This is a genomic window from Helicobacter sp. 11S02596-1, assembly GCF_002272825.1.
GTDB lineage: Bacteria > Campylobacterota > Campylobacteria > Campylobacterales > Helicobacteraceae > Helicobacter_J.
In genome coordinates, this window is the sequence record NZ_MLAM01000007.1 from 1 (window position 1) to 20,810 (window position 20,810).

At 41.7% G+C, this 20,810-nt stretch carries 18 protein-coding genes; 16 read left to right on the forward strand and 2 right to left on the reverse strand.

From position 1 onward, the window contains the following. Positions 1-910: 910 nt before the first annotated feature. The 8 genes from purM to rpsR all read left to right on the forward strand — a co-directional run bounded on the left by purM (position 911) and on the right by rpsR (position 7,806). Positions 911-1,903, forward strand: coding sequence for a phosphoribosylformylglycinamidine cyclo-ligase (purM, locus tag BJI48_RS05195; protein WP_095332646.1), 993 nt, complete (start codon positions 911-913; stop codon positions 1,901-1,903). A 19-nt stretch (positions 1,904-1,922) separates the two neighbouring features. Further along, entirely contained in the window at positions 1,923-2,663 is a 741-nt protein-coding gene (locus tag BJI48_RS05200; protein ID WP_095332648.1) for an SH3 domain-containing protein, read from the forward strand. Beyond that, positions 2,660-3,478 (forward strand): shikimate dehydrogenase, encoded by an 819-nt coding sequence (locus tag BJI48_RS05205; protein ID WP_095332650.1) that lies wholly within the window; start codon positions 2,660-2,662, stop codon positions 3,476-3,478. Before BJI48_RS05200 ends, BJI48_RS05205 begins: the two co-directional genes overlap by 4 nt. Continuing rightward, complete coding sequence (locus BJI48_RS05210; protein WP_095332652.1) at positions 3,479-5,500, forward strand: ribonuclease R family protein; 2,022 nt, start codon at positions 3,479-3,481, stop codon at positions 5,498-5,500. It begins immediately after the preceding gene. 9 nt (positions 5,501-5,509) lie between these two features. Continuing rightward, complete coding sequence (holA, locus tag BJI48_RS05215) at positions 5,510-6,511, forward strand: DNA polymerase III subunit delta (RefSeq protein WP_095332654.1); 1,002 nt, start codon at positions 5,510-5,512, stop codon at positions 6,509-6,511. Positions 6,512-6,594: 83 nt separating this feature from the next. Further along, on the forward strand, positions 6,595-7,023 hold the full coding sequence (gene rpsF, locus BJI48_RS05220) for a 30S ribosomal protein S6 (protein WP_095332656.1): 429 nt from the start codon (positions 6,595-6,597) through the stop codon (positions 7,021-7,023). A 15-nt stretch (positions 7,024-7,038) separates the two neighbouring features. Beyond that, positions 7,039-7,542, forward strand: coding sequence for a single-stranded DNA-binding protein (locus tag BJI48_RS05225; protein WP_095332658.1), 504 nt, complete (start codon positions 7,039-7,041; stop codon positions 7,540-7,542). A 9-nt stretch (positions 7,543-7,551) separates the two neighbouring features. Continuing rightward, positions 7,552-7,806, forward strand: a complete 255-nt coding sequence (rpsR, locus tag BJI48_RS05230) for a 30S ribosomal protein S18 (protein ID WP_095332660.1) — start codon at positions 7,552-7,554, stop codon at positions 7,804-7,806. Positions 7,807-8,722: 916 nt separating this feature from the next. Here rpsR and BJI48_RS05235 read toward each other — a convergent pair. After that, positions 8,723-10,123: a PhoH family protein gene (locus BJI48_RS05235; protein ID WP_095332662.1), complete on the reverse strand. Its 1,401-nt coding sequence runs from the start codon at positions 10,121-10,123 to the stop codon at positions 8,723-8,725. A gap of 145 nt (positions 10,124-10,268) precedes the next feature. Between BJI48_RS05235 and tpx the strand changes: the two genes are divergently transcribed. After that, positions 10,269-10,766: a thiol peroxidase gene (gene tpx / locus BJI48_RS05240; RefSeq protein ID WP_095332664.1), complete on the forward strand. Its 498-nt coding sequence runs from the start codon at positions 10,269-10,271 to the stop codon at positions 10,764-10,766. Positions 10,767-10,796: 30 nt separating this feature from the next. Here the strand turns inward: tpx and BJI48_RS05245 are convergent, their stop codons facing one another. Beyond that, positions 10,797-11,957, reverse strand: coding sequence for a putative peptidoglycan glycosyltransferase FtsW (locus BJI48_RS05245; RefSeq protein ID WP_095332666.1), 1,161 nt, complete (start codon positions 11,955-11,957; stop codon positions 10,797-10,799). Between the two features lie 171 nt (positions 11,958-12,128). On the opposite strand from BJI48_RS05245, the gene flgB reads away from it, so the two are divergent. The 7 genes from flgB (at position 12,129) to BJI48_RS05280 (ending at position 20,687) form a co-directional block, all read left to right on the forward strand. After that, positions 12,129-12,566, forward strand: coding sequence for a flagellar basal body rod protein FlgB (gene flgB / locus BJI48_RS05250; protein ID WP_095332668.1), 438 nt, complete (start codon positions 12,129-12,131; stop codon positions 12,564-12,566). A gap of 18 nt (positions 12,567-12,584) precedes the next feature. After that, positions 12,585-13,076 (forward strand): flagellar basal body rod protein FlgC, encoded by a 492-nt coding sequence (flgC, locus tag BJI48_RS05255; protein WP_095332670.1) that lies wholly within the window; start codon positions 12,585-12,587, stop codon positions 13,074-13,076. 30 nt (positions 13,077-13,106) lie between these two features. Beyond that, positions 13,107-13,421, forward strand: a complete 315-nt coding sequence (gene fliE / locus BJI48_RS05260) for a flagellar hook-basal body complex protein FliE (protein WP_095332672.1) — start codon at positions 13,107-13,109, stop codon at positions 13,419-13,421. 94 nt (positions 13,422-13,515) lie between these two features. Next, the gene (locus BJI48_RS05265; protein ID WP_095332674.1) at positions 13,516-15,297 is read left to right on the forward strand and encodes a penicillin-binding protein 2; all 1,782 of its coding nucleotides are present in this window, start codon (positions 13,516-13,518) and stop codon (positions 15,295-15,297) included. Positions 15,298-15,454: 157 nt separating this feature from the next. Continuing rightward, the gene (locus BJI48_RS05270) at positions 15,455-16,171 is read left to right on the forward strand and encodes a hypothetical protein (RefSeq protein ID WP_095332676.1); all 717 of its coding nucleotides are present in this window, start codon (positions 15,455-15,457) and stop codon (positions 16,169-16,171) included. Positions 16,172-16,295: 124 nt separating this feature from the next. After that, the gene (locus BJI48_RS05275; protein WP_095332678.1) at positions 16,296-18,458 is read left to right on the forward strand and encodes a TonB-dependent receptor; all 2,163 of its coding nucleotides are present in this window, start codon (positions 16,296-16,298) and stop codon (positions 18,456-18,458) included. Positions 18,459-18,542: 84 nt separating this feature from the next. After that, positions 18,543-20,687 (forward strand): TonB-dependent receptor, encoded by a 2,145-nt coding sequence (locus BJI48_RS05280; RefSeq protein WP_095332680.1) that lies wholly within the window; start codon positions 18,543-18,545, stop codon positions 20,685-20,687. Positions 20,688-20,810: the final 123 nt, after the last annotated feature.

Genomic DNA, 20,810 nt, shown 5'->3' on the forward strand with positions numbered 1-20,810 from the left:
GATTCTTTTCCATAGCCGTGCGACTAGTTATTTTTTCTTATACTAGCTAGAAAGGGGTGCTGGGGGGCTGACTTGCGAAGCGCCCCCCGCTCACCCCTTTAAACCCCTGCTCTCCCTGCACGCCCCCTTAGTGGATAAGATGGTGGAGCGTAGAGGGCTTTGGTTTGTAGGTGGATAAGATTTAAAAACCTTAGAAACTTATTTCCAACGCACAAGCACTGCTTGGGCGTGAAATGGTAACTTTAGGAACGAAGCAAGATTTCACATCTTGCGAAGTGGTCTTCAGGTTTGTTTGCAAAACAAACCGAGTAAAACCTATAAAACTGGGTTGATAACGAAGTGCAACGCACGCCGTTATAACCCCATAACTTTAGGAATGTAGCAGGGTTTTACCCTGCGAAATGGTCTTCAGATTCACAACGTGAATCGAGTAAAAACCTATAAAACTGGGTTGATAACGAAGTGCAACGCACGCCGTTATAACCCCATAACTTTAGGAATGTAGCAGGGTTTTACCCTGCGAAGTGCTCTTCAGATTCACAACGTGAATCGAGTAAAAAGTAATGATTCTTTTCCATAGCTGTGCGACCAGTGATTGTTTCTCATACTAGCTAGAAAGGGGTCAGGGGGGCTAGCCATCTGCTATGCTCCTATCGGAGCATATACGCATTGTCGTGCGAGGCTACCAGAGCCAAGCGGTTGGCTTTTTTAAGGTTTGGGCGTATGGTATGCTCCGATAGGAGCATAGCAGACGCCCTTACTTTAGGAGCGAACGGGAGCTTAGCTCCCGTGAGTGGTCTTCAGATTCGGATTTTAAAATCCAAACCGAGTAAAACATCACAATAAGACTAAGCTGGTTTTGCATTCACTAAAGGTATAATAAAAAATCAAAAACATTACGAGGCGTAAAATGAGCACAACCTATAAAGATTCCGGCGTTGATATTGATGCGGGCAATGCTTTTGTGGAGGCAATCAAGCCTTATGTAAAAGCGACGCTTAATCAAAATGTAATCGGGGGGATTGGCTCTTTTGCAGGGGCTTATGCCTTGCCTGCAGGCTTTAGGGAGCCTGTTATTTTGGCAGCCACAGATGGTGTGGGTACAAAGCTTCGGCTTGCTATTGATTCCGATAGGCTCGGCAGCGTGGGGATTGATCTGGTGGCGATGTGCGTGAATGATTTGATTTGCAATTTTGCTTCGCCGATGTTTTTTTTGGATTATTATGCGAGCGCAAAGCTTGATAAAGAGCGTGCTGTCAAAGTTGTTAGCGGGATTGCAAAGGGTTGCCAGATAGCTGATTGTGCGCTTATTGGCGGGGAGACTGCCGAAATGCCGGGGATGTATGGGGGGAGAGATTTTGATTTGGCGGGTTTTGCTGTGGGTATTGCAGAAAAATCAGATTTGCAAAAAAGTCAAGAGATTCAAGCGGGTGATATTTTGGTCGCTTTTCCTAGTAGTGGTATCCATAGCAATGGGTATTCGCTCGTTAGAAAGATTTTGTTTGAAGACCTCAAAATGAACTTTCAGGATGAATTTTGTGGCAAACCTTTGATTGAGACGCTTTTAGAACCTACACGGATTTATACGGGTATTTATGCCAAGATAAAACACAAAATCCACGCTCTAGCCCATATCACTGGTGGGGGGATTGTAGAAAATCTGCCTCGAGTCTTGCCACAGGGCTTGGGTGCAGAAATTAGTAAAGCTTTTATTAAAACTTTGCCAATTTTTGATATACTAAAAGCAAATCTTGAGGAAAAAGAAGCTTATCGGGTTTTTAATATGGGGGTTGGGATGATAGCTGTTGTTCCCAAGCAGCATTTGCATTATATTTTTGAGCATACCGATGGGTATGCGATCGGTGAAGTTGTTCATAGCGGGAGCGGGGTAAAATTAACATAACAAAAATGAGTCAGGGATAATGAATATCAAATCTTTTTTTAAACTATATACATTGCCGATCTTGGCTTTATTGGTTGGATTTGGCTTGTATTATATTATCTTTGTGGGGGCAAATGATGGGGATAGTTTTAGTATTTTAGAGGGAACAAATGGGGCGATTGTCCAAAACGATAAAGCAGAAAGCCCCCATCTGCAAGCTTTTATGTCATCTGGCAAAACAGATGAAGAAGCTACTCAAAATCCCATAGATAAAGACCTGCAGGGATTGCCAGAACCTGATACGGCTACGAATGAAAATAATGGGAATGTTGCTAATGATATGCCAAATGATACCTCTGATACCTCAAACAACACTTCAAGCGTGGCTACCCAAATTTATGTCGTTTTGCCCAAAACTATCAATATCCGCCAAGCGCCCAATACAATATCGAACATCGTAGGCAAGCTCTCTTACAATCAAAAAGTTGCGGTTGAGTTTGTAACCGAAGGCTGGGCAAAAATCAAAGACGGCTGGGTGCTTGTAAAGCTACTAAAACCAGAAGATGAGGCAAATGGCTCTGAAAAAAATTCTGATGGAAATATTTATGTCGTTATACCAAAAAGCTTGAATATCCGCTCTGAACCTGATGTCTCCTCAAAAATCGTAGGCAAGCTCATAGGGGGCGAAGCCATCAAGGTGGAATCCATCCAAGGCGATTGGGCAAAAGTAAAGAATGGTTGGGTGCTTTTAAATTGGCTCAAAAAACAGGATACGTATTGAAGCAATCTTGCAGGCAGTTTTGCGTTTTTGGGAATCCCATCGGGCATTCTAAATCCCCTCTGATACACAATTTCGCTTTCCATTCGCTCGCTTCTGAAATGGATTTTTTTGGCTTTTATGGCAGGGTTTTATTACAAGATGGCAAGGCATTGCGCCAGAGTTTTTTTGATTTGGGCTTATCGGGGGCGAATGTAACCGTGCCATTCAAAGAAGACGCTTACTTGCAAAGCGATGAAGTCCGGGGCATTGCCAAAGCCATTGGTTCAGTCAATACCCTTGTGTTAGAAGGTAGCCACTTGGTAGGCTATAACACCGACGCAGAGGGGTTTTATCAAACCATCGCTTCACACGGATTTAGCAATGCGCTTATCATTGGAGCGGGTGGGAGTGCGAAAGCATTGGCTTATATCCTAAAAAATCAAGGCATCAACACCAGTCTCATCAATCGCACCAAAGAGCGTTTGGAGTCTTTTATCCAGGCGGGTTTTGAATGCTATAGCTATGAGGCATTCTCTTCAAAAGGTCTTCAAAAAGGCTTTGATTTGATTATCAATGCCACGCCAGCCGGGCTAACAGATGATTCCTTGCCAATGCCAAAAGATTTGCTGGTAAAAATTTTTGAGCATTCTAAGATGGCTTATGATTTGATTTATGGGATCACTACGCCATTTTTGAAGCTTGCTAAGGAGCTGGGTATCCCCGCTCAAGATGGCAAGGATATGTTGATTTATCAGGCAGCTTTGGCTTTTGCGTTATTTTGTGGTGAGAGGATTGACCCTATAGCGATTGCCAAAAAAATGAAATCAATTTTATAGATGAAAGAACTCCTTCTCCAGCTAAATAATGGCATTAAAGAAATCCCCAAAAATCACCAACAATATGTTGCGGATTTGCAAAAAAAAGGATTTGTTTGCAAAAAAGACGGGCATTATCGTTTCACAGAGGGGAGTTTGATTGGAAAGATAGATATTTCAGCGGGCGGGCGGGCATTTTTTTGCCCTTTTGAAAACAAAAACCCAAAAGATTGGGTGATCAAAAAATTGCCCCGAGGTATCGCCCAAAATGACATTGTATTAGCACGGCTTACCCGTATCAAGGGCAGGCTAGCCATCAAAATCATCACTTGCCTTTATGCACAAAAAAATCAGGTTTTGTGCTATCTCAAGCAAGTCAAAGGCAATATCCTTGCCATCCCGCTCAAAGCCCCCCAAGCTGGCGGGATAGCACTTGGGGTCTCACAAAAATCCTTGCGCGCTTTGCCAAAATCTTGTGTGGTCAATATCGCCTTGCCATCAAAAGAAATCACGGGAGTTCTCGGGACATTGCACGAGCCATTGATTGATGAAAAGATTTCTTTAGCGTTATTTGATCGCAAGATGGCATTTTCCCCAGAGGCAGTAATGATGGCAGAAAGTTTTGGGGCAGAAGTCGATCCAAAGATGTATCCTGACCGCATAGATTTGAGCGATTTGCCCTTTTGCACGATTGACCCTGATGATGCCAAAGATCACGATGATGCGATTTATTTTGATAGCCAAACCTCTTGCCTCTATGTGGCAATCGCGGATGTGAGCGAATATGTCAGCAAGGATTCTTTGCTCGATTTAGAGGCAAAGGAGCGGGGTTTTAGCGTGTATTTTCCTCATATTTGCTACCCGATGTTACCGCCAAACTTGAGTGAAAATATCTGTTCGCTCAAAGAAAATCAAATCCGTTTGGCATTTGTGTGGCGTTTGCGCTTGCATAGGCGAAGCTTTGAGGTGCTGGAGGCAAATTTATTTACCGCATTGATCCGTAATCACAAAAATATCAGCTATACCAATGTCGATAGACTGATTGCTGGAGAAAATCTGTCTATCCCAAAGGGAGTGAAAAAAAGTATTTTGGATTTTTTGCCTGTTGCACAAAAAATCCGCTCCAAACGTCTCAAAAAGGGTTATGAATTTTTCAATGATGAATTGCAATTGCGTCTGGATACAAAGGGGCTTTTGTGCGATGTGCGGGTGCTTTATCCGGGGCCATCGCATACCATCGTAGAAGAAGCGATGCTTTTGGCAAACAAACAAGCTGCTAAGTTGCTCCAAACCACTACCCAAAATAATGATTTCAAGCGGGATTATCTTCATACTCACCTCCACGCAAGAGGGATTTATCGCATTCACGATAGCCCCTCAGATGAGAGGATTGGCAAGCTTTTTTTTGATCTAAAATCTTTAGGTTTTTGTATCCCTAGTAGCAAGGATTTGCACGAGCGAATTGTTGCCATCCAAAAGCAGGCAAAGAAAAAAGATATGCAAAAACAAATCGATAAGATGATTATCAGATCGCAGTCTCAAGCCCTCTATTCCTCGCAGAATATCGGGCATTTTGGCTTGGGATTTGAAGCGTATAGCCATTTTACCTCCCCGATACGCCGCTATAGTGATTTGATACTCCATCGCCTACTCAAGCTCATCATCACCGATACTGCCAAATCCAAAAAAAAGCTCGCTTATATGCTTAGTGGCGTGCAAACGGCTTGTGCGCTCCTCAATGATCAAGAAAGGCAAAGTGCCAAGATTGAGATGGATTTTAAAGATCGCAAATACGCACGCTGGGCGCTGGAGAATATCGGTGTTTGTATCCAAGGGGTGATGAGCGATGATAATGCTTCTGTGATATGTGTTGCTGGGGGGATTGTGGGGGCGAGGATTTTTGTGCAGGGGTGCAAAGATGATGTGGGTAGGCTAGATATGTTGGGTGTGGAGATTATTGATGCGGATGTGGCAAGTGGGAAAATATTTGGTAACGTGTGCGATGGAAAATTTGGCAAAATATCTGGTAAATTGCGTATTTAAGGGGATTTGATGTATAAAAAGGATTTGGATACCACCTTAGAAAAATCTTGCCCGAGGGCGAGCTTGCTGTATGGGGAATCGGAATTTTTGATCCAATATTATTCGGAAAAAATCGCACGCAAAACCACCGAAATGGCGAATAAAACGACATTTTATTATAGCGATTATGATTTTGGGGCAGTGATGGATATTTTGGGGCAAAGCTCTTTGTTTGGGGACGTTGCTTTGGTGGTGTTGAAGCTGGATAAAAAACTACCCAAAAAAGAAATCGAAGCGATGTTAAAAGCCTTGCAGACAAACCAACAAAATGCACTCATTATTGAATTTTATCGTTCTGAAACCAAATCAAATGCTGAATACGCCAAAGATTTTAGGGAGTTCGGGGCGAATTTTAAACATTCTTGCTTGGGGAATGCAGCGATTGAGGTGCGGTTTTTTGCACCAAATTTTTATGAATCGATCAGTTTATTAAAAGAGCGTGCAAAAGCCTTGAATCTAGCCATCGAAGAACGTTTATTGGGCGTGATTTTGACTATGCAAAACAATCATTTAGGCATTGCGTATAATGAATTGGAAAAATTTTGTATTTTGGATGCGCCTATTAGGCTTGAAGATATTCAAAGGCTGTCTTATGGGCTTGGGAGCGTGGGGATTGATGAGCTTTATGGGGCGATTTTTGATAAAAAAGACATATTTGAAATCTGTGAAAAAATGCTAGAAGATGGGTTGGCTGAGCTTGATATTTTGCGTGAGTTGGAGCGGTATTTTTATCAATTATTTTTGTTTTTTGCCTATATCAAAACGTATGGCTCGCCCAATGCCAAGGATATTCTGGGCTTTGCCCCCCCGCAAGCTATTGTCGAAAAACTTGCTTCTCGATCTATCCGTATCAAAGAGGAGGGCTACCGAGGGATTTTTGAGCTATTTGCCAAATGGCGTAATGCGAGTATGCGGGGTGAAAAAAACACAAGTTTGCATTTTTTAATGAAATTGCAAGCATATATTCGATAAAATCGACTCTCTTTTTGCTTAAAAAAAGAAAAACCTTGCTCTTTTTGAAGATACAAAACGGGCACAAACCACAAGGAGAATCTATGAAGCATTATGAAACGATGTTTGTCCTCAAGCCAACATTGGTTGAGGAAGAAATCAAATCCAAGATTGACTTTTATAAAGAGGCGATCACCAAAAATGGCGGTGTAATCGAAACTTGCCTCGATATGGGAATGAGAAATCTTGCCTATGAAGTCAAAAAACACCATCGGGGATATTATTTTGTTATTTATTTCAAGGCAGAACCAAGTTTTATTCTCGAGCTTGAGAGGCTTTATCGGATTAATGAGGATATTTTGCGCTTTATTGTCATCAAATATGAAAGCAAAAAAGAACAAAAAGCGTGGCAAACGCTTGTAGATAAGGCAAACAAAAAGCCTGAATCAAAATCTGTGGAGCAAAAAGCTCCTACTGAAGACACCAAGCCCGAACAAGCTGATGTCTCACAAGCACCTAGCGAGGCGGAGTAAGCCAAAGGAATCATAATGTATAACAAGGTAATTATGGTAGGGAATCTCACACGTGATGTGGAGCTTCGGTATTTGCCAAGCGGGTCGGCATTGGCGACATTGGGACTTGCGAGCAATCGTAGATACAAAAAGCAAGATGGCACGCAAGGGGATGAGGTTTGTTTTGTTGATGTGAAACTCTTTGGCAGAGCAGCAGAGGTCGCTAATCAGTATCTAAGAAAAGGCTCAAAGGTCTTGATTGAGGGGAGATTGACACTGGAGAGCTGGGTAGATCAAAGCGGGGCTAAAAAAAGCAAACATACCATCACAGCTGAGTCAATGCAAATGCTTGATGGCAAACCCTCAGGTTCTCAAGATGATGCTTATTCACCCTATGAGCAGCCTGCTTATACACAAAATACGGCTTCTGCACCCAATCAGAATTATTCACAAGGCAGTGCGCAAGGTGGAATGAATGCTCAAAAATATGAGCAAAATATTCCTGAAATCAATATTGATGAAGATGAAATACCCTTTTAGGAGATAAAAATGGAACGCAAAAAATATTCAAAAAGATACTGCAAATACACAGAGGCAAAGATTGATTTTATCGATTACAAAGATATTGAAATGCTCAAACATTCTTTATCTGAACGATACAAAATTATGCCAAGACGCCTCACAGGCAATACAAAAAAATGGCAAGAACGCGTTGAGGTAGCCATCAAGAGAGCCAGACAAATGGCATTGATTCCTTATATTGTCGATAGAAAAAAAGTGGTTGAAAATCCTTTCAAAATTTGACTTTTTCTATTGCTTTTAATGCCTTGTATGCCTCGTGCTTCTTGAGTGCGGGTCATCAAGGTAGCTTCTCTAAAAACTACCAATTCATTCAATTATTTTTCTGCCAGATTTTATATCAAAGATGATTATTTATTAAGCGTTTATAAGAGGTTGGCAAAGATATTTTGACAACTTCAAGCTATTTGTTTGCTCGAAATCCCAAATATTTTCAATCATTGGGTGATTGGCTTTTAAATTGGTGCAATCCTCTCCTTTTTTTATTTTTAAAAAACATCTAGTGCTACAAATCAAAACCCTTAAACGTATTTTATTTACAAAGCCTTGTTTGAGAATGATGGTAATTTTAGAAACAAAAATTCACTCGCCCGAAGTGGTCTTCAGATTCGCTAAGCGAATCGAATTCAAATAATAAAACAAAATCGGCGGTCGCACTTGCTTCAACGATTTGGGTGGGCGGGTCAAAATTTTCCGATTTTTCACAGCACACAAGCGCGATGAAGAAAGCAGTTTTAGAATTAGAATCCTTAGAAAACGGGTTGATGACGTGCGAAGCAGGGAATAACCCTGTGCTTTAGGAACGAAAACGGGCTTTGCCCGTTGGAGTGGTCTTCAGGTTTGCTTCCAAACAAACCGAGTAAGCATAATGCAAACCTTAGAAAACGGGTTGATGACGTGCGAAGCAGGGAATAACCCTGTGCTTTAGGAACGAAAACGGGCTTTGCCCGTTGGAGTGGTCTTCAGGTTTGCTTCCAAACAAACCGAGTAAGCATAATGCAAACCTTAGAAAACGGGTTGATGACGTGCGAAGCAGGGAATAACCCTGTGCTTTAGGAACGAAAACGGGCTTTGCCCGTTGGAGTGGTCTTCAGGTTTAGTTTTTGCAAAAACTAAACCGCATAAACATAATGAATATTTTTTAAAATTTTTCTCCAAAATAAGCAGCGATGTCGCTACGGATAGTTTGGCGTAGCTGTATGCCAGAGATAATATTGTCTTGGAGGGCTTTTTGCAAGAGGCTCACCGCCCCATTGCGAAATTTTGTCAAATAGGGGTGATCAATCTGTGCCCAATCGCCCAAAAACAGCACCCGACTTTCCTCGCCAATACGTGTGCCGATGAGCTTTACCGTGGCGTTGGAAGCATTTTGGACTTCATCAAAAATAACAAATTTTTTTCCAATCGTAATCCCTCTAGCGTGGGCAATATCGACAACTTCGATATGGTGTTTTTGCAAAAAATATTCGGTGGCGTCTTTTTTTTCGATGGTATTGACATCGCCCCGATATTCGATCTGTTTTGCCAAAGATTGTTCTTGAAGCCTGTCAATGGTGAAGTTGATAGCGCTATAGAGCGGATACATAAAATAACTAAGCTTTTGGCTTTCATCGCCCTTGCGAAAGCCCAGTTCGGACTCTTTGTCGTTGGCTGTGATGGTGTTGCGCATATAGATGATACCATCAACGATACCTTTTTTGACCAGATAAATGCCAGCTTGCAAGGCAATGAGCGTTTTGCCACTCCCCGTTGAACCCGTAGCGATACTCACACGATTTTTGGGGTGGATCAGCATTGCAAAAAGCATTTTTTGCTCTAAGTTGATAGGCTTGATGTAGGGGTCGGCATCTTTGATAATCTCATCGAGTTTAAATTCTTCAAATCTATTATCTAGCTTGATACCAAAATGCTTTTTGCCCGTGTAATACAGCGAACTTTCGGTGTTGTCTTGCTCATTTATCTCGATCAAACTCCAATCTTTGAGCTTGAGAAAATCATTGTGTGTTTCTAGCGAGGCAAAATCCTTGTCTTTATGCAAGTTAAAACAATGCCAAAAATCAATGTCGCTAGGATTTTCAACCCGATCGCGATAGAGAGATTGTGCTGCGATTCCTTTAGCGAGTGAGCGGATTTTCAAAGAAATATCATTACTCAAAAGGATAAAGCCATAATCATTGGCGATTTCAGCTATCTTGGCGTCATTTTGCCCGTGAGTGAGATCGGCAGTCTTGTATTTTTGGCGATAAATAAGCGTGATGGGGATTTCATAAGGGGTTTTAGAAAAAATCACATCTTTGAAAAAATCCCCTTCGATTTTGCGGATTTTGTGGTGAGGTTTTACAGGCTTATCGCTATTGATACAGCGAAAAAATTCACGGGCAAAATAGCCCGTTTCGTTTTGCAAATCCTTTTTTTTATCGAGTTCTTCAATCACGACATCGCTAATAAACAGGCGATTTTGGGCGTTTTGATAGAGATGGGGAATGTTTTGAATATCATCAAGGATAATCGAGGTATCAAGCAGATAAGATTTTTTTGTCATCAATTGCCTTTAGGTGGGAATTTGTTTGGATTTTAGCAAGATTTTTTAAAAACTTCCAAATCAAAACCCGCATAATTTGCGTGATGGATTTATTGAATTTTGGTTAAAATGAAGCCTCAAAAATTAACATATTAAAGGAAAACCAATGCCAGTAACATTTAAAAACAATCCAGTAAAAATCAGCGGGAAAGAACTTAATATCGGCGATTTTGCCCCAGAAGTTGCCCTTGTAGGAAAAGATTTGAGTGTCTCTAAGATCGGGGGCGCTAAAGGGGTTTATCAAATCATCAACGTTGTGCCAAGCCTCGATACAGGTGTATGCGCGACGCAGACAAGGAAATTCAACCAAAAAGCTGCCTCGCTTTCAAACGCACAAGTTTATGTTGTCTCAATGGACCTCCCATTTGCACAGGGTAGGTTTTGTGCTACGGAGGGGATAGAAAATCTTAGCGTATGGAGTGATTTTAGAAACAAAGACTTCGGGCAAAACTATGGGGTTTTGTTAGCAGATGGCCCGCTTGAGGGGTTGCTATCGCGTGCGGTGTTTGTCATCGATCCAGATGGCAAAATAGTCTATAAAGAAATCTGTGCAGAAATCACGAATGAACCTGATTATGAAGCACCGATTCAAGCGATAAAATAATCCAAACAAAACACTACAAAGGTTTTTTGGCTAGATTTTTGCTTGCCGTGAGAGGCTTAGCACAAGACCGATGGCTAGGCAGTTAGCAATCAGCGAGCTGCCCCCATAGGTCAAAAACGGCACCGCAATCCCTTTGATAGGGGTGATACCGCTGACGCCAAATGAATTGATAATAAAAGAAAAACCAATCAAAAGTGCCACGCCAATACAAAACAACGAGTAGGACTGGTTTTTTAGGCGATTAGCGATTCTAAATATCCGATAAATCACCACACAAAACAGCCAAATACACACAAATAACCCGATAAGCCCGAGTTCTTCTGTGATACCTGCTAGCACCATATCGGTATGCACCTCACTCAAAAAGCCTAGTTTGATCAGCCCCTCACCTAGCCCTTGACCAAAAAATCCGCCATTATAGATGGCATTGGTGGCGTGGTGGATCTGATAGGGTTCAGGGAGATTTTCCACACGGATATAATCAGCGATGTTTTGGGGGAGCAGGGCAAGGATAGAATCTTGGGCATTTGCCCACCAAAGCTTCACACGCAATATCCTATGCGCGCTCGTGATGATGGTAAGTGTCCCAAGCCCGATGACACCAAAGAAAAGAATTCCAAAAAGCTGCAAACTCCCGCCGGCAAAAATCAACATCAACCCCAGCGTGATAGCCAAAAGCACGACTTGGCCTAAGTCATTTTGCATTACGGCTATCAAAAACACCACGACCACAAATACCGCCAAATAAGGCAAAACAAGCAAAAATTCCTCTTTGATGGTGCGTTTATTTTCAAATGCAAATTTTCTTGAAAAACTCCACGCAAGGAAAAATACAAATCCGAGTTTGAAAAATTCTGATGGGGCGAGCGATAATCCGGGAAGTCTAATCCATCTTTTTGCCCCGCCGGCACTGCTAGCGATACTTTCGGGCAAAAATGGCATTACCACCATCAGACCTAATCCCAAGAGAAAAAGCGTGAAGCCGATTTTTTTAAATCCCTTGTCAGGATCAACTTGAGAAAGTATCCACATCAATAAAATACCGATGATAGCCGAAAAAAGCTGGCGGGCAAAGAAGTGAAATTCGCTGTAATGGTAGATGATGATGGTGTAAGCAGAGAGCGAATAGCTCATCAGCACGCCTATCGTGATGAGAACGGCGGTATATAGGAATAATCGTGTATCAGCCATTGAACCTCGAATCTTTTGAGTATCGTTGCACGATTATGCTATATTTTTGCTAAAAACTCCCTAACTTCTCGCTGTTTTTTGCTAGAGATTGGCTTAGTATTGGAATAAAAATTGCTTGTTTTATGCCAATAAGTCTCAAATAATTTGAGATGAATTTTTGGAGTTTTACCGATGAGTTTGGCATATTTTGAATCTTCCAAGGCATACCCTCTCGTTTATCAAGCCCTTGATTACCGCTCTATCCGCCAAGATATGATTGCGAGCAATATCGCCAATGTGGATACGCCGTTTTATCGCCCCAAAGATGTCGATTTTGAAACGTATTTGGCTAAAGAAGAAGCCAAAGCATTTGATCATCTCCCTGATTTGGAGCTAAAAGTCGCACGGACTTCGCCCAAACATCTCAAAGGCAGAAGTTTTGAAGAAAACCAGCCGGCGATGTTTTTTCGTGATGGGCATTTGGCAAGAAATGATGGCAACAGCGTTGATCTTGATGTTGAGACCAGCGAGATGGGAAAAAACAGCGTGATGTATCAAGCACTCACGACGGCATTGAAGAAACATAAGGGAATCTTTGCGTATGCGATTGATTCAGGCAAGAATTTATAAAGGCTTTAGGAGGATTTGATGTTTTTATCTAGTTTTGATATTAGCGGTTATGGGCTTTCTGCGCAACGATTTCGTGTGAATGTGATTTCTTCAAATATTGCCAATGCCAACACCACCCGAACCGATGAGGGCGGACCTTATCGCAGGCAAGAAGTGGTATTTAAGGCATTTGATTTTAACAAAACATTGAATGAAAAGCTTGCCAAAGATAATTATCTCGCCGAGTATGAAGACCCGCTTGATGAAGGCGATTTTGGGAAGTTGCCAAAACCTGCTATAATGAGTGTGTATGTCGATAAAATCGTCAGGGACGACCGAGAGCCTTTGATGAAATACGATCCGAGCCATCCTGATGCGAATGCTGAGGGTTATGTCGCTTATCCCAATGTCAATCCTGTCGTGGAGATGGCGGATTTGATCGAGGCAACACGGGCGTATCAGGCAAATGTCGCAGCTTTCCAGAGTGCAAAGAATATGGCAAATAATGCCATCGTGATGTTGCAAGCTTGAGAAATCTGATAGGTAAATAAGGAATCAAATATGGAAAATATCAAAAACGATATCGGTCTTACCAAGCCCCTTTCAGGCAACGCTTCAGTCTCAAATGCCAAGATAAAAGGGGAGCAGGGCGAAAAGGGTGCATTTTCTGAAATCCTTAAGAAATCCATTGATGAGCTCAATCTCGCCCAAGAAAGCTCTGATAAAGCCCTAGCAGATATGGCTAGCGGGCAAGTAAAAGATCTCCATCAAGCTGCTATTGCTATTGGCAAAGCTGAAACCAGTATGAAACTAATGCTTGAGGTTCGCAACAAAGCCATCAGCGCATATAAAGAGATTTTGAGAACCCAAATCTAACATCTAAATGCGAGAAATTTTAGATATAAAATCAGACGTAAATGTAAGATAATTTTAAATGCAAAAAAACTTTTAAATGCGAAACAATTTTTAAATGGAAGAAACCCCGAAGAAAACAGAAAAAATACTTGTTATATTCATTATCTTGATTTTGTGTTTTCTTATCTTTTTTTCCATCGTTTATACCAAGATCATCATCCCAAGAAAGATACCTACTCTCGTGGTTTCCAAAACCGATGTCGCTGTGAGGGGTTCGATATATAGCCAAGATGGTTTCAATCTCGCTGCTAGCAAAAAGCTCTATAAAGTCAGTGTCAATACCGAATCTATCGACCCGGACAAAAAACAACTTTTTGTAAATCTATTTTCTATCTATAGCAATATCCCCAAACAAACCATCCGTGAAAAAATCTCTCAAAAGGGCTATATCGTGATTTCTTATACGATTAGCCCTAATACAGCTGCAAATCTTAGGCAACTCAATAGCAAGCTTTTAAGCTATGATGTTTTTAGGGAATATGAGGACAAAAGCGGGCGCATTGTGCAAAAAATGGGGCTTGGCATTGAGGTGAGTGGTATCAGTAGGATTTATGCGTATGGGAGCATTTTAGAGCCTGTGATTGGCTATACCAAAAAGGTCGAGACAGGCAGGATTACCATCACGCAAGGTGTCAAAGGGGTAGAAAAATATCGTGATGGTATCCTTTCGCCCAAACAAGATGGCAAGATTGAGGGCAAGCGTGATATTGGCTTTAATGTGATTGAAAATAAGAGTTTCACGTCCAAATCCAGACAAGATGGCTTTGATGTGGCGTTGAGTATCCCGCTGAAATTGCAAAAAAAAATCGAAGAAATCTTAGATACAGCCAAAAACAAATACAAATCTGATGAAATTGTCGTGGGTATCATCAATCCCAAAACCGGAGAAATCTTATCTTTGGCGACAACCAATCGCTTTGATCCCAAAAATATCAAAAAAACAGATTACTCGCATTTAAATGTCGATGCCATTGAGGTTTCATTTGAACCCGGTAGCACGATTAAGCCGATTGTGTATTCGATATTGTTGGATAAAAAACTCATCAACCCGCTCCAAAGCATTGACCTCAATAATGGTTATTACAAGCTTGGAAAATACATCATCAGGGACGATTCCATCCCGGCAAAAAATCCCATCATCGAAGATGTCATCATCCGTTCGAGCAATGTCGGGATGATCAAGCTCTCCCAGCACCTCAGTGGCAAAGAGTTTTATGATGGCTTGAAACAATTTGGGCTTTCAGAACTTACAGGCATTGATTTGCCTTATGAAAAAAATGGCTTGCTCCCTAGCGTGAAGCTTTTGAGCGGGGAAATCTATAAAGCCAGTGCGTCTTATGGGTATGGGCTGCGCACGACCTTTATCCAGCTTTTGCGCGCTTATAGTGTTTTTTCTAATGGGGGTTATTTGGTAACGCCCCATCTCACCCAAAATCTCACCGCCCCCAATGGGGATATTTATATCCCCAAACTCCCGCCAAAAAAGCGTGTCATTGCCCCGCTGACTTCTCAAAAAATGCAAGATACGCTTATCAAAGTCGTTACATCAGGCACAGGGAAAGCTGCTAAGGTTGCCGGCGTGATTGTAGGCGGGAAAACGGGCACGGCAAGGATTGCCAAAGAGGGGAAATATGATAGCCTGTATAATGGGTCGTTTTTTGGTTTTGCCAAAGATGATCAAAATGTTTATACCATTGGCGTGGTGGCTTTTGGCTCGCACGGGAGCGAGGATTATTATGGTAGCCAGACGGCTGCGCCGATTTTTAAAGAAATTGTTGAACTCCTCAAAGATCAGGGCTATCTTCGGGCAAAAACTGCAAAAAATGCCAAAAAATAGCCCAAAAAAAGCCAGCCCAATAATTACCAAAATACAATATCATACAAACATAGGTTCAGCTAAGCTTCAAATCATCTCTCAATCGAATATTTTCGACTGATTGCGGAGTTATCTCAGGCGTTCTAGCCAAAACCTATCAAATCAATAAAGGATAATAATGAAGAATTTTGTTTTACTTTTAGGCACGCTTTTTTTCGGTGTTTCCATACTGTTGGGTAGCAATGCCCAGTTAGAAAAGATGATAAAAGATAATGAAGGGCTTGATGTCAAAGTCGTTGATTCCAAACCTACCAATATCAAAAGCATTCAAATCGTTTCTTTAGAGCAACCCAATGGTTTGCGAATACCGGTGCTAGCAAGTGATGATGGCAAAACCATTATCGGGATTTCAGAACTCCTCATATCCAGTGATGAAGCATTCAAAAATGCCCTCAAAACGGCTTATCAAGACGCTACCAAACACAATAAAACCATCACGGACAATCAGGTTTTGAAACTATTTCAAAAATATCAAAAAAACTATGTCCTCAAGCTTGATGGCAAAAATAAATCCAAGACCACGTATATGGTTGTCGATCCCAATTGCCCGTATTGCTATCAAGAAATCCAAAAACTTGATGAGACATTGCAAAATTCAAATGTAGAAATGCTCGTTGTTGGTGCGCTGGGGATGGATTCTATCAAGAAAGCCGCAAGTTTTTATGAAGATATCAAAAACAAAAAATCTCAAAAAGACAAAATTGCCCTCCTCAAAGCCGTATTTGAAAAATCTTACCAACCCAACCAGAATGTCGATATATCTGCTATCACTAGCATTGGCAAAGAGCTTGCCCAAGCGGGCGTGAATGGTGTGCCCTACATCATAAAAAAATAGATTCCCTACGCACCTATTCGGTGTGTTCGGAATTTATTTATAATTTCTCCTTACTTTCTTCATAATTTAACCTAGTTGTAAGAATTGTTACCATAACATTGGGTTTTTATTCTAGGAGAACCCAATGAAAAATTTATTATATAAAACGTTATGGTTATCATTGCCAATCTTTCTAAGTGCCCAGCAGGACGAACCCAAGACCTATATTTTGGATAAGTCGGTGGTATCAGCGAGCGGATTTGAGCAAGATTTACGGGATGCACCTGCGAGCATATCTGTTGTTACAGGAAGTTCGCTTTTACACAAGCAGTTTTTTGATATTGCCGGGGCTGTCAATGGCGTTCCAGGTGTGGATATTGGCACAGAGATGGGCAAAACGGGCGGGCTTAATATCAGCATTCGCGGGATGCCAGCAAACTATACATTGATAATGATGGATGGGCATAGGCAAGATGCGGGCGGGAATATCGCCACAGATAATGTCGGCTGGTCGCAGGCTTTCTCAAGCTTTATCCCGCCTACTACTGCCATTGATAGAATCGAGGTTATTCGTGGGCCGATGAGCACGCTTTATGGGAGTGATGCGATTGGCGGTATTGTCAATATCATTCTCAAAAAACCCAATATGAAGCGTTTTGAAGGGGCTGCCCAAATCTCTAGCGTGCAAAACCAGCATATGGAAAAATTTGGGGCGCAATATTCTCAAGATATGTATTTGAGTGCGCCTATTGTGGAAAATAAGCTTGCTTTTTCACTCCGCACACGAGAATATTTCCGCACGCCTTGGGATACCTCTGTGTCTTATCAAAAAAATGGCAAGACATTGATCCGCACGCCTGCTACGCCTGTTTATGTGGGCTTGCCAACAAAAGCAAATATCTATGATATTGGCGGGCGATTAGCTTGGCAGATAGATGACAAAAATTACACCTATGTTGATGCGCAATATTTTTATGATGATTATAACAACGACAAAGGCCAGCTTGGCGGGGAGCTTAGCGCACGCAAAGACTATATCAACACACGGGCAAATATTATCTTAGATCATCAAGGCAAATATGATTTTGGGCAGTGGGAAAGTTCTATCCAATACAATGACACGGCAAATAAGGGGCGTGTTATCGGGAATACCGGAGCTACAAAAAATTACGATAACCGCAAGCTTGAAGGGCGTGATGTTATCATCGACACCAAGCTAGTTTCCCCTTTGGGCGATGATTGGTATAGCAATAATTTAAGTGTTGGAGGGCGTTATTGGTTTCAATGGATGCGCGATTTGTTGGTGAATCCAAGCGAATTTGCTCAAAATACCGGCGCTTTGTTTGTTGAAGATGAATGGGACCCGCTCAATTCGCTCTCTGTAACACTTGGGGCGCGATATGATTACAACCAAACCTATGGATCAAATCTCTCTCCTCGTGCGTATGTTGCTTATACCCCCCCCCCCATTGAGTTTCTCACGCTCAAAGGCGGGATATCTACAGGCTACAAAGCCCCTTATATCAATGACCTTGTCAATGGTGTCAATGGCTATGGCGCACAAGGAAAATTCCCCTATATCGGCAATCCCCATCTCAAGCCCGAACATAGTATCAACTACGAGCTTTCAGCGGTGTTTGACTGGGAGAGATTTGGGGAGGCGAGCGTGACATATTTTTTTAACAACTTTAAAGACAAGATTGCCAAAGTGGTCGTCCATCCTAGTGAGAATCCCGCTTGTGTGCCTTTTAGTAGCGATTCAAACTATCAATACTGCAATATGCAATCCAATCAAGACGCTGCCTATGTGCAAGGCGTGGAACTTTATGTGAATACGCATAAGTTTTATGGATTTTCCCTGCAGGCTTCTTATACATTTTTGGATAGTCGCTACACCAAAGGGGAATTCAAAAACTCGCCCTTAGTCGATACGCCCAAACACCAAGTTTATGCCAAGCTTGATTATGGGTATAAAAATTTTGATATTTATCTGATGGGGAATTACAAATCATCTCGAGCGATTTTGCCTACCAGTGCGGTTATCAACGGGGCGAAAGGGAGTGAAATCAAAAAAACAATCGGGCATTATAACCCCTATGCGGTCTTTGATCTCGTGGCAAGCTATCAAATCAGCAAAAATCTTCGGGGGAGCTTGGGTATCTACAATCTATTGGATAAAAACTTCCAAGATTATACATTTGTCAAAGAGGATGGCAAAGATGAGAAAAAACACGATGTCATCGTGAATCGTTATAACGTGAGCCAAGAGGGCAGGCGATTTTGGGTTAGCTTGAATCTGGATTTTTGATTTTTATCAAAACTAGAATCATTATTAAAACTAATGCTATAGAATTATAAATATTAAATTTAAAATATAAAGGAAAAAAATACGATGAAACTAAAACCAATCGCCATTATTTGTAGTTTGGCTTTTTTATTACAAGCTGAAGATATAAAGGATTTTACACTACAAAAAATCGAAGCTTCTGCCGAGAAAGTGCCATCAGAAAACTGGCGTTCTGAAGATGTTAAGGATTTTACCGGTTCAAGAACGGTGATTTCGAATAAACAACTCAAAGAAACAGCTAACCAGAGCATTGATGAAGCCCTGCAGAATGTTACGGGCGTGCAGGTGCGTGATTATAGTGGGACGGGTATCTTGCCAAAGATTAGTTTCAGAGGCTTTGGCGGGGGTGGGAATGGTCATAGCAATACCGGACTTATCTTGCTAGATGGTATCCCGATTTATGGCGGTCCTTATTCTAACCTCGAGCTAGCCATTTTCCCCGTAACCTTTCAGGCAGTCGATCGCATTGATGTCATCAAAGGTGGTTCTAGCGTGCAGTATGGTCCCAATACCTTTGGGGGTGTTATCAATATCATCACCAAAGAAATCCCCGAGCAGTGGGAAAATCAGGTTGCGGAGCGGGTAACGTTTTGGGGCAAGGATACCGGGAGTTTTTTCCGCAAAAATGGCGAGCCGGTTGCTAATAATATGCTCTTTGATACCTATCTCAAAACCGGCGGGATGATTAACGAACATTTTGGTATCCAAGCCCAAGCCAACTATGTCGGCGGGCAGAGTTTCCGTGAAAATAGTGGCACGAGCGTGCAAAACTATATGCTTGATGCGATCTATAAAATCAATGCTGACAACAATATCAAAATGTATTATCAATATTACAGCTATTTTGCCAAAGATCCTGGCTCACTTAGCACGGAGGACTATAAAGCCGATAGATTCCAAAACAAACGCCCGTATAACAGCGATGATGGGGTGGCGAAGCGATTTGGCGTGAGCTACCATAACGATTTTGGCGATGTGGATAAAATCGGGGGGAATTTCACGCTAACCTATTTCACCCACGATATGACGAGAAATTTTACGATTAGTGATAAATACAACTCTATCGCTGCAGGTTATGGTGCTTTTCCAGCTTATGTAACTGATAATGTCCGTCGGTTTGTGGTTAATGGTATCGAACCTAAGCTCAATCTAATGATTGGCGGGGCGATGAAGCAACATATTATCTTGGGGGCGAGATTTTTGACTGAAGATATTTATGGGCACGGCTACAAAACGGATTTTAAAACAGAGGGTGTTACAGATCCAAAACCTTATGTTTTGCATAATAATTACACCGCTTTTTATCTCAGCGATGAGCTAAACTTCCTTGATGGACTTTTTACCATCACTCCGGGGCTTCGCTATGAGCTTTTGAATTATACAAAGACCAATCAAAACAAAGCCCAAAACAAAGAAGACACGACCGCACATCGGCTGGATAACCAATTCAACCCGGCTATTAATATCGGCTATAAACCCATCAAAAATTTGCTCGTATATGCGAACTACCAACGGAGCTTTATCCCACCCCAAACCGGCGATATCAATGGGACAAGCACCAACTATAATCAAAACTTCCAAACGCTCGAGGGGGGGGGTCGCTACTTTTTGAATGATAGCTTGAGTTTCAATGCGAATTATTTTGCGATTTTTGCAGATAATTACAGGCAGGCAAAATATATCAAAGATCCTATTTCAGCACTTTCTCAAGGGGTCGAACTCGAGCTTTATTATTCCCCGATAGAAAATCTGACGTTGCACGCAGCCTATACTTTTACCGATGCTAGGGTCGCAAAGACAAAAAAAGATGCAAACAACAAGGAAGTAGAAAAAGGAAAAATGCTCCCCTACGTATCACCCCATCAGTTTGTATTTGACGCCCTTTATACGCTTGGGAAGACAAGCTTTGGGATTTCAAGTTATTATTATAGTCCCGCTTATAGTGATATTGCCAATACCAAAGCGGAAAATAGCACCGAAAGTGTGGGCAAATTACCCTGGTATTGGGTATGGAATGCCCAAGTCAGTCGCACACTTTGGAAAAGTGGTCGCCAGAGTATCAGCGGGAGCTTAGCGATGAATAATATATTTAATATGAAATATTATTTTCGGGGTATTGGCACAAGCCCCGTAGGCAGACAGCCCGCACCGGGCAGATCGGTGAGTGTGTATGTGAGTTATAATTTCTAAATCTTTCCCAAAACATTATTCTTAATCCCAATGCTTCTTTTGGGGTTGGGAATCTATGGTAAAATCCCAGCAAACTTCCAAAAGATAAAACAAAAAAACGAAACATAAAAATAGGGGCATACC